This is a genomic window from Micromonospora sp. NPDC048040 (genome assembly GCF_055587185.1).
On sequence record NZ_JBVJGT010000007.1, the window covers coordinates 166511 to 182223 of the forward strand.

The window sequence follows — 15713 nt, forward strand, 5'->3', positions numbered from 1 at the left end:
CGGGCCGGCGGTCATCGGGGCATGGCCCGATGGCAGCGGGCCAGTTCCGCGCGCAGGTCGCGTCGCAGCGACCGGTCCAGGTCGGGCTGGGTGAGCGCGTGGGTGAAGTCCCGGGCGGCTTCTTCCCACCGTCCCAGCCGCATCAGCGCCGTGCCTCGGTTGTAGCGGGGGACAGGTGCCGCCGACAGCGCCACCGCCCGGTCCAGGTCGGCCAGGGCGGCGGGCACGTCACCGCGTTCGAACCGGATCGCGGCACGGTTCGTCCACGCCTCGACCAGCTCCGGATCCCCGGCCAGCGCCTGGCTGAGCAGGTGGTCGGCCTCGGCGAGGCTGCCCCGCTCCGAGCGGATCAGCCCCAGGGTGCACAGCAGCGCGGGCTCCTGCGGGGCCAGCGCCAGCCCGGCCCGCGCGTCCGTCTCGGCCTGTGCGAACGCGTCGCGTCGGACGTGCAGGTTGACCAGGGCGATCCGGGCGTCGAGATGCCCGGGGTCGATCGTCAGCACGCGTTCCAGGTCGTCACGCGCCCGCCCGGAACGGCCCCGCTCCTGGTGGAGCATGGCCCGGTTGTAGTACGCCTCCGGCAGGTGCGGTCCCAGACGGATCGCGGTGTCGTAGTCCCTGATCGCGGCCCGTGGCCGCCCCGCCGTCCGGTGCAGGGCGGCCCGGTCCACGTAGTACTCGCAGTTGTCGGGGTCGTGGGCGATCACGGTGTCGAGGTCCGCCAGGGCCTGCGCCGGATCGCCCAGGGCGAGGTGCACCTGCGCCCGGTTGTGGCGTAGCCGGGCCAGGTCCTGTGGGCGCTCGCCGGGGGCGAGCACCTCGGTCAACCGGGCCAGCCCGTCGTCGATCAGCCGTAGCGCGGCGGCGGGATCGCCTTCCCTGCTGTCCAGCAGGGCCAGGCCCTGCTCGTAGAAGACGGTGGACAGCACCCGCTGCCGCGGGTCGTCCAGCCCGGCGGCGAGGTGGAGCGCCTTCTCCAGCCAGTGCCGCGCCTGCGCCGGGTCCTGGTCGGCGGCCGGTAGGTGCCGGGCGTACAGCATGGCGGTGGCGTACGCGGCCGACATGGCGATCTTGGGGTTGTCGGTGGCGGCGCGTGCTTCGTGGTAGAGGCCGAGGGCTTCGGTGGCGCGGTCGAGCGCCGCCAGGGCGGTGGCCAGGCCGGTGGTGAACGCCCACCAGTGCCGCAGGTCGCCGTCGGGGGTCACCGCGGCGCGTCCGCGTCGGGCGGTTCGGGCCGCGTGGTGGTAGAAGCCGCGGGCCAGGCTGTCGCCCAGGGCCGTGCGCATCGCCTCCGGCGTCGGGGTGGCCGGCTCCGGCGGACGGGGGCCACTGTCGTGCAGGTGGAGGCGCACGGGGGACGGCCCGAGTCGGCGGGTCAGCGTCTCCAGCAGCTCGCGGGTGGTTTCGTCGGCGCTTCCGACGTGGGTGAACCGCACCGTGACCGGGCGGCGGAGCCGGTCTGCCCAGGCCGCCACGAACTCGGCCGCGCCGTAGGCCAGGTAGGCGGTGCGTCGGGCGGGATGGAACCGGATCGGCTCCTCCTCGGCGGCCGGTCGTGCCGCGCCGTCCAGCCCGGGGGCGATGGCGTGCAGCTCGACCCTGTGGCGGGACGCCAGGCGGGGGCGGTCGGCGGCGACTCGGCCGAGGAAGGCCCCGACCCCGGCGTACGGCCCGTGGTCGCGGTGGCAGCTGTAGCCGCCCGGCTCGTCGGTCAAGGCCGGGCCGATCGCCGCAGGGGCGGGCGCCCGGGGGCGCCCGCCGGGTCGGCTGCTACCAGCACCACTCGATCCAGAGCCGGCGGGCACCGGACAGCAGCCGCAGCGAGCTCTTGCGGCGGACGGTCATCTTCCTCACGAGGCGCCTCCATTGTGGATCATTACGGGACGGCTCAGAGCCTAATCGAGACCGATATGAATATGAAGAGGGCTCGCGATGGTTGTGGGCTGCGGCAGGCCGCCGGACGGGCCCAAGGCTCGGCCGGAGCACACCAGCCCGCCGGCGGCCGGTGCGATCTCGACGAAGTCGACCTCGGCCCAGCGGTGGAGACGGGTCAGCCGCGGGGTGTCGACGTCCCTCGGCCACGACGGCGTGCACCGGTGCGCGGAGGCTTCCGCGCACCGGTGCAGGCGCCCGGCGGACGAGCCGGCCGGGGGCCGAACGCCCCGGCCGGCGACGGTGGGGTCAGCGCGAACGGGACTCGATGGCCTCGATGATCCGTGGGCGCAGTTCCGCGGCGCGGATGACGGCGTCGACGGAGCCGACCTCGACGGCGCGCTGGATGTTGTGCACGCGGTCGAACTCCGTGGCCACCTCGCCGAGCTTCTCCGCGCGGACCGACGCGCGGAGCTCGTCGAGCTCCGCGGTCAACGCGGCACGGTCGGCGCCGGAGGCGGCCGCGACGCGGGCCTCCAGGTCCCGCACGCGGGGGTCGGCCGCGGTGCGGGCGTTGACGTCACCGGAGAACACCACCGCGGCGGCCGGGGCGCCGCCGAGCACCGAGGCGAACGAGCCCTCCAGCGCGAGGACGGTCATGTTCGGGTTCAGCGCCTTCGAGAACACCACGAACGCCCCGCCGTGGTACCGGGAGATCACGCAGAACACGATGGGCCCGCGGAAGTTCACGATGGCGCGGCCGATCTCGGCGCCGTACTCCAGTTGCAGCTTCCGCATCGACTCCGGCGAGCCGTCGAAGCCCGACAGGTTCGCCAGCACCACCAGCGGCCGGTTGCCGCTGGCCGCGTTGATCGCCCGCGCGGCCTTCTTCGACGACCGGGGGAACAGCGTGCCCGCGGTGTAGGTGTCCGGGCCGTCGGTGGGCGGGAAGCCGCGCCGCGGCACCGCCCGTGACTCGATGCCGACCAGGCACACCGGCATGCCGCCGAGATGCACGTCCTGCACCGCCACGGTCTCCGCGTCGGCCATGCCCGCCCAGCGTTCCAGCACCGGGTGGTCCTGGTCGGAGAGCGCCCGCATCACGGTCCGGATGTCGAACGGCTTCTTGCGGTCCGGGTTGGCCTCGGCCGAGAAGATCTCGCCGACGGTGGTGAAGTCGCTGCCCGCCAGGGCGTGCGGGAAGTCGGAGATGTCGCGGTCGACGGGGTCGGTCGTCTTCGCCCGCCGCGGCCCCGTCTCGCCGGGCGCGACGTACGTGTGGTCGTAGTACGACATCAGCACGTCCCGCGCGGCGGTCAGGTTCGGCGCCCAGTACTGCGCCTGCCCGTTCGGCCCCATCACCCGGTCGTAGCCGCCGATGCCGAAGTTGTCCTCGGCCGACACGCCGCCGGAGAAGTCGAGCGACTGCTTGCCGGTGAGCACCATCGCCGAGTCCGGCGTCATCACCAGGATGCCCCTGGTGTGCATGAGCATCGTCGCCTCGGCGTTCCAGTACGGCTGCGCGCCGACGGTGATGCCCGCGACCACGATGTTGATCTCGCCGCCGTCCTGGGTGAACTCGACGATCCGCTTGAGCGCCGCGGCCACCCAGTCCATGTTCTCCGTGCCGGACTCCATCGAGATCCGGGCACCGGCGGACAGCGCGTACCACTCCAGCGGCACCCGCATCCGCTCGGCCAGGTCCAGCGCGGCGATCACCCGGCGGCACTCCGGCTCCGACAGCGCGCCGAGCGACTTCGTCGGGTCGCCGAGCAGCACGACCCGGGTGACGCCCTGCGGGTGCCGCCGGGTACGCGTCCTGACCACGCCCGCGACGATCGCCGCGGTGTTGCGGCCCTTCGGCCGGTCGACCGGCACCAGCGCGTGGTCGTCGTCGAGGTCGTGCTCGACGAAGTCGCCGAGCAGGCCGGTCAGCTCGTACGGGTACACCGTGTTGCGGCTGCTCGCGCGCAGCACCTTCTGCCGGTAGCCGTCGAGCGGCTCGACCGGCTCGTCCGACGGCTGGCCGACGGTCAGCCTGGTGCCGCCGGTGGCGTCGAAGGAGACCCGCACCGCGATCTTGGTCAGCTCGCCGGTCGTCCGGTGACGCTGCCGCGCGATGAACAGGATCTCCTCCAGCCCGGCGCCCGCGGTCGTCGGCAGCACGCGCCCGGCGATCATCTCCAGCTCCGCGCGGGTGAGGTCGCTCGGCGGCCAGACGTAGACCACGATCCGGTTGGTGTTGAAGCGGTTCTTCGACGGTCGCCGCGACTGCGCACGGCGGATCGAGTCGAGGCAGGTGGCGACGACGTCCTCGGCCGTCGGCAGCGCGACCAGCCTGCCGTCGTGGTCCCGCAGCGCGGTCAGGTCACGCACCTGCGCGAACGCGACCAGGCGGTCGTCCGACGGGTTCTCCTGCGCCACGCACCGGAAGAGGTAGACCTCCTCGTCCGACGACGGCAGCCGGGTGAGGTCGAACTTGCGCAGCCGCTCCAGCTGCATCCGCTGCGCGATGTACGGGTGCAGGCCCCGGATCAGCCGCTCCTCGGTCATCCCGGTGGTCGACGGCCGGAACGTGAAGTGGTGGTGCATCACCGCGCCGCTGCGGCCCGCGACGGTGGTGGTGACCCGGCGGACCCGGCTCGGCAGCGGGTGCGCGCTGACGAACTCGTGCAGCGCCGCCGCCATCGCGTCCGAGTCCTCCGGCTGCTTCTCCCAGGCGAGATAGATGTCGGCGTCGACGGCGTCCTCGCCACCCGCCAGCTCCGCGAGCCCGCGCAGCGCGCTGCCCAGCGCTTCGAATCTCACCGCGGCGGAGACCACGCACGAGCCCGCGCGTTCGGCGACCACGAAGGTGCAGCCCGCGACCTCGCTGGTGCGGACGCTGGTCAGATCCTTGTTGCCGTAGTAGCGGCGGGTCAGCACCTCCAGCATGACCGCGTGGTCCAGGGAGTCGCGGACGAGCCGCTGGCCGAGCAGCCGCACCAGCGGTTCGGTGCTGCGTACCATCTCGCCGACGCGCTCGGCGCGGTCCGGCGCGTCCGGGTGCGCGTCCAGGTGGCGCAGGTGCTTGCGGACGTTCGCGTAGACGCGGGCGCGGTTGCGGCGCAGCAACGGCTGGCCGAACCAGGCGAACACCACGCCGCGCGCGAGGTCGGCGACCACGGGGAAGCGGACCTGCGTCGCGGCCACCAGCCGCTCCAGCGCGAGGCCGGCCGGCTCACGCAGCACCTCGTCCGGCGGCGGCTCCCGCAGCCACGCGCGCAGCAACGTCGCGACGACCGTCGCGTCGGCGGACGCGCGTTGCTGGGCGAGGAAGATGCGGAACACCGCGGCTTCGAGCTCGGGGGAGCGCTCCAGATCGGTGACGCCGTAGTGCCCGAGCGCCCGGGCGAGCTTGGCCTGGAAGGCCTCCGGCAGCCCGGCCCGCTCGACGTCGAGGCTCTGGAGGTAGGTGTGGAAGTGCTCGCGGGCGCTGTGCACGTGCCCTTCGCCGCCGACGTCCTCGCCCGCCGGCCGGTTGCGGCTCAGCTCGGCGAGGTCGGCGAACACGTCGACGAGTTCGAGCTCCTCGGCCAGCGGCCGGTGGCCGTCCTCGGTGGCCGCCCGGCGTGCGGCGAGGTAGTCGTCGAGCGTCCGGCGATCGTCGTGCGGGTCGATGTCGAAGCCCAGCAGCAGGCTGCGCAGGTCCTCCTGGCCGCGCGTGATGCGCTCCCGAGCCGGCACCTCCCCGGGCACGGCGGGCAGGTCCAGCTCGACGGACTCGGCGGCCGGGGTGTCCTCGGCGTCGTCGGTGTCGTCGGCGAGCGGCTCCAGCCGCAGCAGCGGGGCGCCGGTCTCCACCTGGCTGCCCACGGACACGGCGCATTCCCTCAGCCGCGCCCGGAACGGCGCCCGCAGCACCGTCTCCATCTTCATGCTCTCCAGCACCAGCACCGGCGCGCCCGCCTCGACCTCGGCGCCGACCTCGAGCGGCGTGGCGACGACCAGCGCCGGCGCCGGGGAGCGCACCACGCCGCCCTCGTCGCGGCTGACCCGGTGCGTCACCCCGTCCACCTCGACCAGGTGGATCGGCCCGTGCGTGCCGGTGAGCAGGCGGTACCGGGTGCCGTTGACGACGACCTGCCCGGTGTGCCGGTCGAAGCGGTCGAGCTCGACGTCGGCGGTACGGACGTCGTCACCCGCTTCGATGCCGACGCGGAACCGGTGCGCGCCGACCCGCGCGACCCGCACGCGGTAGCCGACGCCCCGCAGCTTGAGGTCCAGTGGTCGGCCACTCTTGTGCTGCACCTGCGGGCGCCCACCGAACGCCGTCGACAGCAGCCGCTGCCGCTCCGCGCGTTCCTCCTCCTCGTACGCCTCGATGGCGGCGGCCGCCAGCGCGACGGCGGAGTGCCGGTGCGAGACGAGCCTGCCCTCGCCGCGGACGCGGTCGATCCAGCCGGTGTCCGCGCTGGCGTCGATCACCTCGGGCTGGTCGAGCAGGTCGAGCACGAAGCTCTTGTTGGTCGCGCCGCCCTCGATGATCACCGTGGTCTGCGCCATCGCCCGCCGCAGCCTGCCGAGCGCCTCGTCGCGGTCGCGGCCGTACGCGATGATCTTGGCGATCATCGAGTCGAAGTCGGCGGGGATGGTGTCGCCCTCGCTGACACCGGTGTCCACCCGGATGCCCGGCCCGGCGGGCAGGTCCAGCCGCGCGATCCGGCCCGGGGAGGGCGCGAAGTCGCGGTCGGGGTCCTCGGCGTTCAGCCGGGCCTCGACGGCGTGCCCGCGCTCCACCGGCGGCTCGCCTTCGAGCCGTCCGCCCGAGGCCACGTGCAGCTGCGCCTTGACCAGGTCGAACCCGGTGGTCGCCTCGGTGATCGGGTGTTCGACCTGCAGGCGGGTGTTGACCTCGAGGAACGCGAACAGCCGGTCGCCGGGGTGGTAGAGGAACTCGACGGTCGCCGCGCCGCGGTAGCCGACCGCGACGGCCAGCCGTTCGGCCGACGCCTTGAGCTCGGCCGTCTGCGCGGGGCTGAGCACCGGCGACGCCGACTCCTCGATGACCTTCTGGTTGCGCCGCTGCACCGAGCAGTCGCGGACGCCGAGCGCCCACGCCGTGCCCTGCCCGTCCGCGATCACCTGCACCTCGACGTGCCGGGCGCCGGTGACCAGGCGCTCCAGGAACACGACGCCGCTGCCGAACGCCCGCGCGGCCTCCTGGCTGGTGCGCTCGTAGGCGTCGGCGAGTTCGGCCTCGTTCGTGATCACGCGGATGCCGCGCCCGCCGCCGCCCGCGGTCGCCTTCAGCATCAGCGGGTAGCCGATCTCGGCCGCCGCCGCCAGGGCCGCGTCCAGGGTCTCGACCGCGCCGCGGCTCCACGGCGCGACCGGCACGCCGACCTCCTCGGCGATCAGCTTCGCGCCGATCTTGTCGCCGAGCTTGCGCATGGCGTCCGCGCTCGGGCCGACGAAGGTGACGCCGACCTTCTCGCACAGCTCCGCGAACGCCGGGTCCTCCGCGACGAAGCCCCAGCCGACCCAGGCGGCGTCGGCCCCGGTCTCCACCAGCGCGCGCTCCAGCGCCTTCAGGTCGAGGTACGGGCGCGCGGACGCGGGACCGAGGTCGTAGGACAGGTCCGCCTCGCGGACGAAGGTGGCCGTACGGTCGACGTCGGTGTGGAGGGCGACGGTCTCGATCCGGGCGCCGGTCTCCGCGGCCAGGTCCCGTACGGCGTGGATGAGCCGCATGGCGGCCTCTCCACGGTTGACGATGGCGACACGACTGAACACCCGACCGAGCCTTCCTGTAGACCAACGATGTACGCCCCGTGACACGGCAGCCCCCGGCAGTGTTCACCCTTCCGCCGGCACTTGAGAACCCCTGTTTCGCTCGACATCCGCCGGCCGGCAGTGCCATGTTGCAGACAGCGCGCTACGCGCCCCCAACACCGTAGGGCAGAGGCTCGAACTCCGGCGGGGCGGGCACGGCCCGCTGTGACATGACGAAGGCATTCGCCCCGGCGACGGTCGGCTCCCGCTATCGCCGTCGGGCGATCGCCCGGCCGTCACACCGTGACGCTCGTCTCGCTGGGTTGCGTCGAGGCCTCAGCTGTCGAATCAACGGACCAGGTGTTCACCCGGAGCATGGCACGCGGCGCCCCTGCCGGACCGCTCAGCCCCGGTCCGGATGCCCCGTCGGCGGCCCCCCGGCCCCCTCCGAGCGCGGCAGGTGGGTGCAGTGCGCGACGGTGGCGTCGTCAGGGACCCGAGCATCGGCGCCTTCGGAGGTGCGGGCCTCGGCCTGCCGGACGCGGCGAATGATCTCGGCCGGCCCGTACGCGCCGAGCAGGCCCAGTACGCCGGGCCAGTCGGTCAGGCCGTACGGGCTGACGATGCGGCTGGCGCCATTGCTGAGCAGCGCGACGCTGCCCAGGTCATGAAGCGGGCGGCTGCCGGTCACCGCCTCCTCCGCCGCGTGCGGGTCGTCCTTGGCGATCCAGTAGCCGCCCGGCTGGTTCCGGCGGGCGCGCAGTGCCTCGACGCAGGAGTCCCGGATGCGGTCGTACTCCGGTGTTCCTCGGGGAACGCCGTCCAGGGGCGCCGAGCAGGTGCGCCTGGCGGTGACCTCGCGCTCGTCGGTGATGACCTGCGGGCCACCGCGGACCTGGTCGAGGAGGAGGAAGGAGTCCGCGAGCAGGAGATGGTCCAGGCGGCCCCGGTGGGCGCGGACGATCACCACGGTCGCCTGCGGGCTGCTGGGGTTCGTGATGTCGCAGGTGCCGCGGTGATCGGCGGCTGTCTCGCCGATCGCGGTGGCGAGGATCGCCGCGAGGTCTCGCCCGTCGTCACGCGACAGCAGGCCGAGCAGCGCGCCGCCGAGACGGTGCGTGTACCAGGCGACACCGTGGGAACAGATCGACTCGGTTCCCGGGATGCCGGCGCCGTCCAGCAGCACAGCGGCGCCGGGAACGGCGCCGACGAAGTCCTCGTTCGGCCGGCCGGCCCTGCCGGCGCTGGTCGCCATGCTGACGTGCACTGATGGCCTCCCACGTCAGCCAGTCGTCACCGCGAGCAGGTCGAGGACCTGGGCGGGCCGGTGGGCCACCGCCGGGACGTCCCCCGACGCCGAGGAGGTGCCGCACCAGCGGGCGTGCACCGCCAGTGCTCCCGCCGCCTCCGCGCACGCGAGGTCCACCGCCGCGTCGCCGACGTACGCGGTCTCGGCGACGTCGACGCCCAGGCGGCGGCAGGCCAGCCACAGCCCGTCCGGTGCGGGCTTCGGCGCGGGGACCTCGTCACCACAGACCACGACCGGGAACAGCCGGTCGAGTCCCGTGCGGGCCAGCACGAGGGTCGTGCTCCGCCGTGGGGCGGCGGTGAAGATGCCGAGCCGGCAGCCGGCCCGGCGGAGGTCGTCGGCCAGGTCGAGCACGCCGGGGAACGGTCGTACGTCCGCGAGCACCGCCTCGAAATGGCGGTGGAAGCACTCGATGTCGGGGGCGGTGACGGGCCGTTGCAGGAAATGGGCCAGCACCACCGGCGTGGCTCCGATGTGCCAGGTGGAGACGACCGTGGCCGGCGAGACGTCCGGCCCGCCGAGGGCGCGGATCGTGTCGGCGTACACGGTGGGAGCGATCGTCATCGTGTCGACCAGGGTGCCGTCGAGGTCGAACACGACCGCGGCCGGGCCGACGCGGGGCGGCCGGTTCACGTACGGTTCCGGCGGGTGCGGTTTCACCGGCCGCCTCTCAGCCGTCCGTGGACCCGGGCCGCCACCTCGACCCCGTCCCGCCCGACCTCGCGGTCACCACTACCGACGCGCACGCGCACCACCACGCCCGCACCGTACGCGGCCGGCCGCCTGCCGTCGACAACCAGCCCCCTGCCTCGTGGCGAACGGCACCAGGGCCGCGACCAGACCAACGGGGTACGGCGCCGGCGCGGTGACCCACCGGCAGCGGCAGTCGCGGCGCGTCTCGGCATCGCCCCGGCCTCGGCGCGGAGGCCACCGAGCTGGTGGAACGCTCCATCCGGGCCGGGGATGCTGGTGCGGCGTGCCGGGTGAGGTGCCGCCCTCACCCGAGGGTGAGGGCGTAGAAGGCGCTGGAGTCCAGCCCGTCGAGCAGCAGCAGGTGGTTGAGCTCGTCGTCGAAGAACCCGCCGATCGGGGCGGCGGACCGCCCCATGGCCGTCGCGGCGAGCAGCAGGTTCTGGGCGAGGTGGCCGGTCTCGATGGCGCAGAACCGGTACCCGCGCAGCCCGTACCGGGCCCTGGCCCGGCGCAGCTCCGCGACCACGAACAGCCAGAGCGGCACCGCCTCGACGTCGAGCCCGCCGGAGGCGAAAGCGGCGTCGGGCTCGCCGGTCCGGGCGGAGCCGGCGGGCGCGAACTGCGGCGCGATCCGGGCCAGCCGGTCGGCGCCCGGATCCGGCGTCAGCCGCCGGAGGGCGTGCCGCTGCGGCAGGTACTCGTAGAGTGCGGCCGGCACCGACGTCACCCGGCGGGGCAGCACCATCAGCCGGGTGGTCACCAGGGCGCCCGGGCTCGGGTACGCCAGGCGTCGCTGCTCGCTGCCCGGCGGCGCGGTGTCGCCGGCCGCGTAGCGCAGCAGCCGGCCCAGGTCCGCCACGTCCATCTGCTCCCGGCCGACGTCGTAGCGGGTGCGCCGGTCCAGCAGCGCCCGGGCGAGCGTGGTGTCGCCGAGCACGCCCGGCGTCGGCTCGGGCAGCGCCAACAGCCCGGTGCCGGGCGGGTCGGCCGGTCCAGGGCGGGCCGGTGCCGGTTCGACCGTACGGGGACGCTGGCTCGGCCACAGTGGACGGACGAACTTCGACCGCTCGTGGTACTCCCGGTCCGGGGCGTCGATCCCGTCGGCGTGGAAGTCCGGTGGCCCGGCCGGTGCGGTGTACGCCGACGATGCCAGCCAGGCCAGGTGGCACTCGGCCGGGATGCTCAGGCCGAGGCGGTTGTGCAGCATGTGCAGCTGCGACGCGAGGATGCCGGGGACCGTTCCGTGCAGCCGGCCCTGCCCCTCGAGCGTCCGCAGCCGCTCGACGTAGGCGGCGACCTCGTCCGCCCAGTAGTTCACCGTGGTGCCGGCGCCCTTGCGCTGCGTGACGATGTCGGCGATGAGTCGCCGCCGGGCCGGGTAGGCGGACGCGTCGGCGTGGAAGTCGCGGTGCGCCGCGACCAGGGCCAGGCCGAGGTCCTGACCGTCGGCCTCCGGCACCAGCGTCCACGCGTTGGCGTAGCCGCGCAGGAACCGGACCGCCTCGTGCGCGGCGAGGCCGCTGGCGGCGAGGAACCCGAACAACAGGTCCACGGTGGTCGACCGGCGGCGGGCAGGTGGCGCGGCGAGCAGAGCCGCGGCGACCCGACTGGACGCGGCGAACAGCTCTTCGGCCGCCCCGATCGCCTCCGGGCCGCCGTACCGGTCGACCTCCGCCCGGTACGGCTGTTCGCGTACGGTGCCGTGCGGCTGCCAGCCGAGATCGGGACCGACGCCGTCCCCGTGCCCCCCGGGGGCCGGGCCGGTGGAGTCGACATCGCGCACGCCGAACCGGGCGTACCAGTCGGCCGGGCGCAGCTCCCGGGCCGGTGGTGCCAGCGCGGCCACCGCTTCGACCAGCCCGTCGCGCATTCGCCGTACCGTCTCCGGCGTGGCGTCGGCGACCCGCCAGCGCAGGTGCGGGCCACCCTCCCAGTACCGGACGAAGAACCAGGAGGAGATCTCGCCCCGGGCGAGCAGGCCCGACGCGGTCGGCACGATGTGCTCCCGCAGCACCGTCTCGGTCTGTTCGGAGCCGCCGTGCAGATGGACGTGCAGCGCGGACCAGCGACCCATGCTCGGCACTCCTTCAGGGGAACGGGTGGGGCAGGATCCGGTGGTCGGGGGCGGCGAGCCGGGCCTGCCGCAGGCGGGGCAGGTCCACCCGCCGGTTGAGGTGCCCGAAGGTCATCGGCAGCGCCCCGGGCGCGAGAACCTTCACGGCGGCCAGGCCGAGGCGCCGTTCGGCCGCCCCGGTCTGGTCCACCACCAGCGGTGGCGCCCCGGCGGCGGCCATCGCGTCGACCACCCGGCGCAGCACCTCGGTCAGGTCGGGGTGCAGCCACCGGTCGCGCCAGCCGGCGAAGTGCTCGTCGAACGGGCAGGCCGGGCCGGCGGCAGCCGCCCGCAGCGCGAAGTCGAACCGGGGTATGGCCTGCGGAAGCAGGTGCAGGGCGGCGTGGTCCGCCAGCTCCCGCACCAGCTCCGGTTCGTCGAGCATGGCGAGCAGCCGGTCCCGGGGCGGGCGGGCCGTCCTCGGTGCGACCGCCACGTTGACGCCGACCTCCAGGACCGCCGCCGCGGCGGCCCGGCGGGGATCCGGATGCGCCCCGGCCGCGGTGAACGTCGCGCCCCGGTCGGCCCGGTGCGGCTCGTCGGTGACCGCGAGCGCCCAGACAGCCGGTATCCCGATGTCGCTGGTGATGTCGAGCAGGTGCAACGTGTAGCCCTCGGCCGCGATCCGGTCGGCGAGGTGCCGGGTCAACGGATCGGCGTCGGGCGGGAGCGCCAGGACCGGCGGCGTCCGCCCGGCGTACCAGGTGAGCAGGAAGGCGTCCCGCTCGATCGTCTCCAGGCAGGCGTAGAGGAGCGCCTCCTCCAGGCAGCCACCGACGGCGCCGCCGCTGGAGCACTCGTAGAGGAACCGGGCGGCCCCGGGCCGGTCCACCCCGTAGTAGGCGGCGTGCTCGGGCACGAGGACCGACCGGTCACCGGTCAGGTCGTACGCCCACACCCAGGACGTGACCGTGTCCGGCGTGTACGGGGTCAGCCGGTACTCGGGGTGGCCGACCGCGGCCGGCTCCGGCAGGCCCAGCCGGACCGGGTCCACGGCATCGGCGGCGAGTTCCCGGTAGCTGCCCAGGGTGGTCGTCCGGCGTGCCCCCGGGCAGCGGCCGGCCTCCCGTTCGACCGCCTCCAGCAACGCCAGCACCTGCGCGGTCGGGTGGTCGGCCGCCCGACCGAACCCGCCGAGCCGGCCGGTGCGGCCGGGTACCGGCAACTCGGCCGCCGCGAGCGCCAGCGGACCCTGCCGGTCGGTATGGACGTGCGTCACCGGCCCGTACCGGAAATCGACCAGCTCGGCGCGGAGCGTGGCCAGGTCCGGCAGGTCGGGGCGGGTCCGGAAACGGTCCGGTACGGCTTGACGGCGCGGCCGTAGGGCGATCACGGCGGTGCCGGCCGCGTCGGGGGGCAACGCCCCGCACGCCGGACAGTCCGGCACCGCCCGGAGCAGGTGCCGGGTGACCGAGCCGTCGCCGACGGCCAGCACGCTGACCGTGCGGGGGTCGGCGTCGTCGGCGAGCTGCCCGGCGACCAACTCCCCGATGAGCCCTCGCCAGTACGGCGGCAGCGGCAGCGGCCGGCCGTCGGCGAGCAGCGTGTCCGCGCTGCCGGCGCCGAGGACGGCCTGATGCCGGGTGTCCGCGCACCGCAGGCACGCTCCCGTACCGGGGCTGCTCAACGGGCCGATCTCGATCGCCGTCCCGCGCGCCCGCACCGCCAGGTACGCCCTGCCGGTCGCGTGGGCGGTCCGCTGCTCGGCCAGGTGTCGGGCCACCGGCCAGTCCGGGGCGGCGCCGACCAGCACCGGCTGGCCCGCTCGTCGCCGTCCGGCGGACGCGACCGCCGCGACCGCCCTGACCAGGGCGTCGTCGTCCCCGGCCACCCGCACCAGGCCCCCGTCCGTGTCGCCCGGGCCGGACGTCCCGGTGTCACCGGGCGGATGGGTGCCGGTCGCCCCGGCCTGCGGTCCGACGCGCTCCGCCGGTGGCCGGCGCTGTTGCCCGGCCGGGTCGGTCGGCACGCCGAGGCGCTGGACGGCCGCACCGCGCAGCAGCAGCGCCGTACCGTCGGCCAGCCCGCTCACCGCGCGTACGACCTCGTGTGTCACCAGGAACGGCAGCAGCGGACGGGCCGGCGTCGATGGTGCCGGAGCCTCGTCCACCCCCTCGTCGGGCCAGCTTGCGGCGGTGTCGTCGGCACGACCCAGCGGCCCGATCAGCGCGCCGTCCGGGCGGATCGTCACCGGCAGCACGTCGGGCCGGACGACGTCGGGTCGCCGCGGTGACGCCGACGTCGGCGGACGAGCGGGCGGCCCCGTACGTTCGACGGGGCTTACCGTGCCCACCCGCACCACCAGGTCCGCGGCCGCGCTGTCCCCGGTGCACAACCCGGAGGCGGTCAGCGCGGCGCGTACGGCCGGCACCAGCGCACCGTCGCCGGTGACCGCGACGGTGGTCCGCGACACCGCGCCCAGCGCGTCGGCCGGATCCCCGGCGAGCCCGGCCAGGTAGGCCGCCAACGGATGACCGACCAGCGGCACCCGGACGTCGACCAGAACGTCGTGGTCGGCGAGAAGGTCGAGCAGCCAGCGCACCGCCCCGGCGGTCCGGCCGGACAACCCGACGGTGGCGGCCTCCGGGTCGAGGCCCCGGCGGACCAGCGGCTCCAGCCGCCGCCACAGCTCGCCGACGACCGGCGGGCAGGCCACCACCGAACTGGACCGCCAGCCGCTGACGAACAGCCCACCCTCGACCGGCCGGACCAGGCTGCCCGGCCGCAGGGTCACCTCGCCCACGTCGCCCCCACGCGGCGTCACTCGGTGCGGGCCGCGAGGGCGCTCTGCCACGGCACACCGTGGATCTCCTGGGTCGCCTCGGCGAGCAGGTGAGCGCCGAGATACCGCTCCAGCGGCGCGACGTCACAGAGCGCCAGCAGTTGGTAGAGCATGTTCGTGCAGAACCGGTAGACCTGGAACTCCCGGCTCGCGGCGATCCGCTGGAAGCCCGACGCCTCCAGCGCCCGGTGGTAGGCGCTCGCCCCACGGCGGCTGAGGTCCCAGCGGACAGCGGTGGCCTCGTCGAACGAGGTCGACCGGCGACGGAACTCGGCGGAGAGCATCCCGCTGAGCGCACCCGCGTCGTACGCCCGCTCGGCGATCCGCCACGACGCCGCGCTCCAGGCCCGCCACGCCGCCGCCACCGGCTCGGCGGTGTCCGGCGTGGACGCCTGCCGGACCAGGTCGTGGTACCGCCCGCCCGCCCGCTCGGCGAAGGCCGCGAAGCGCGGGCGCAGGACGGGACCCCGCTCGCCGAAGAGGAAGTCCTCCAGGTGGGACAGGAAGGTGTGGTAGCCGGACAGCAGCCGACCCGGCCAGGTGTCCGCGTGCGCGGCCATCGCGGTGACCACGACGCCCACCCGGGCGGCAGGGGCGTCCCCGACGAGGGCGAGCTGGTCCAGCGACACCCGCACCGGGGCCAGCCCCGCGGCGAGGACGTCGGCACGGCACTCGACCGCGCCCGGCGTACCGAGCAGGGCGGCGAGACCGCTCTGGTCGCCCTCGGTCACCAGCACCGTGTTGTCCGGGTGGATCGGGTCGTACGGTGGCGGCACGAGCTCGGCCCGGCCGGCCGCCTCGGACCGGCGCCGCAACAGGTCCTCGTCGAGGCCGGCCCGGGACGGCGCCGTCGCCAGGTAGGCGCGCAACCGCTCGGCGGCCTCGGCGGCCTCGGCGGCCCGCAGCGCCGCCGGGCCGCGCAGCCGCAGGCGTACGTGCGGGCCGTGCAGCCAGTGCCGTTCCAGGTGGACGGCCAGCCCGGCGTCGCGCAGCCGCGTGGCGCCGGGCAGGACGGCGTCGCGCAGCAGCGGTGACTTGGCCTCGTCGTGGTAGTGGCACACGACGTCGGTGGTCGGCGTCAGCTCGGTCACGGTGGTGTTCGGCTCGGTCATGGTTCGGCTCGGTTCGGCTCGGTGCGGGTGCGGGGTCCTGGTGCGGGCGGAGCGGAGGCGCCCGCCCCGGGGCGTCGA

General features: G+C 74.9%; 7 protein-coding genes. All 7 read right to left on the bottom strand.

Annotated features, from left to right (window positions below):
• Window positions 1-11: 11 nt before the first annotated feature.
• A complete protein-coding gene (locus tag ACZ6O2_RS11170; protein ID WP_466022733.1) occupies window positions 12-1715 on the bottom strand; it encodes a tetratricopeptide repeat protein in 1704 nt (567 codons plus the stop codon).
• Window positions 1716-2181: 466 nt separating this feature from the next.
• The gene (locus ACZ6O2_RS11175) at window positions 2182-7647 is read right to left on the bottom strand and encodes an ATP-binding protein (protein ID WP_466022734.1); all 5466 of its coding nucleotides are present in this window, start codon (window positions 7645-7647) and stop codon (window positions 2182-2184) included.
• A 382-nt stretch (window positions 7648-8029) separates the two neighbouring features.
• A complete protein-coding gene (locus ACZ6O2_RS11180; protein WP_466022735.1) occupies window positions 8030-8893 on the bottom strand; it encodes a hypothetical protein in 864 nt (287 codons plus the stop codon).
• A gap of 15 nt (window positions 8894-8908) precedes the next feature.
• Complete coding sequence (locus tag ACZ6O2_RS11185; protein WP_466022736.1) at window positions 8909-9568, bottom strand: HAD family hydrolase; 660 nt, start codon at window positions 9566-9568, stop codon at window positions 8909-8911.
• A 364-nt stretch (window positions 9569-9932) separates the two neighbouring features.
• Window positions 9933-11702 (bottom strand): thiopeptide-type bacteriocin biosynthesis protein, encoded by a 1770-nt coding sequence (locus tag ACZ6O2_RS11190; protein WP_466022737.1) that lies wholly within the window; start codon window positions 11700-11702, stop codon window positions 9933-9935.
• Window positions 11703-11715: 13 nt separating this feature from the next.
• The gene (locus tag ACZ6O2_RS11195) at window positions 11716-14484 is read right to left on the bottom strand and encodes a TOMM precursor leader peptide-binding protein (protein ID WP_466022738.1); all 2769 of its coding nucleotides are present in this window, start codon (window positions 14482-14484) and stop codon (window positions 11716-11718) included.
• Between the two features lie 17 nt (window positions 14485-14501).
• Window positions 14502-15635, bottom strand: coding sequence for a hypothetical protein (locus ACZ6O2_RS11200; protein WP_466022739.1), 1134 nt, complete (start codon window positions 15633-15635; stop codon window positions 14502-14504).
• Window positions 15636-15713 lie beyond the last annotated feature (78 nt).

Coding starts and splice junctions, on each gene's coding strand:
- ACZ6O2_RS11190 (WP_466022737.1), bottom strand. CDS start 11,702: ATGGGTCGCTGGTCCGCGCTGCACGTCCATCTGCACGGCGGCTCCGAA.
- ACZ6O2_RS11200 (WP_466022739.1), bottom strand. CDS start 15,635: ATGACCGAGCCGAACACCACCGTGACCGAGCTGACGCCGACCACCGAC.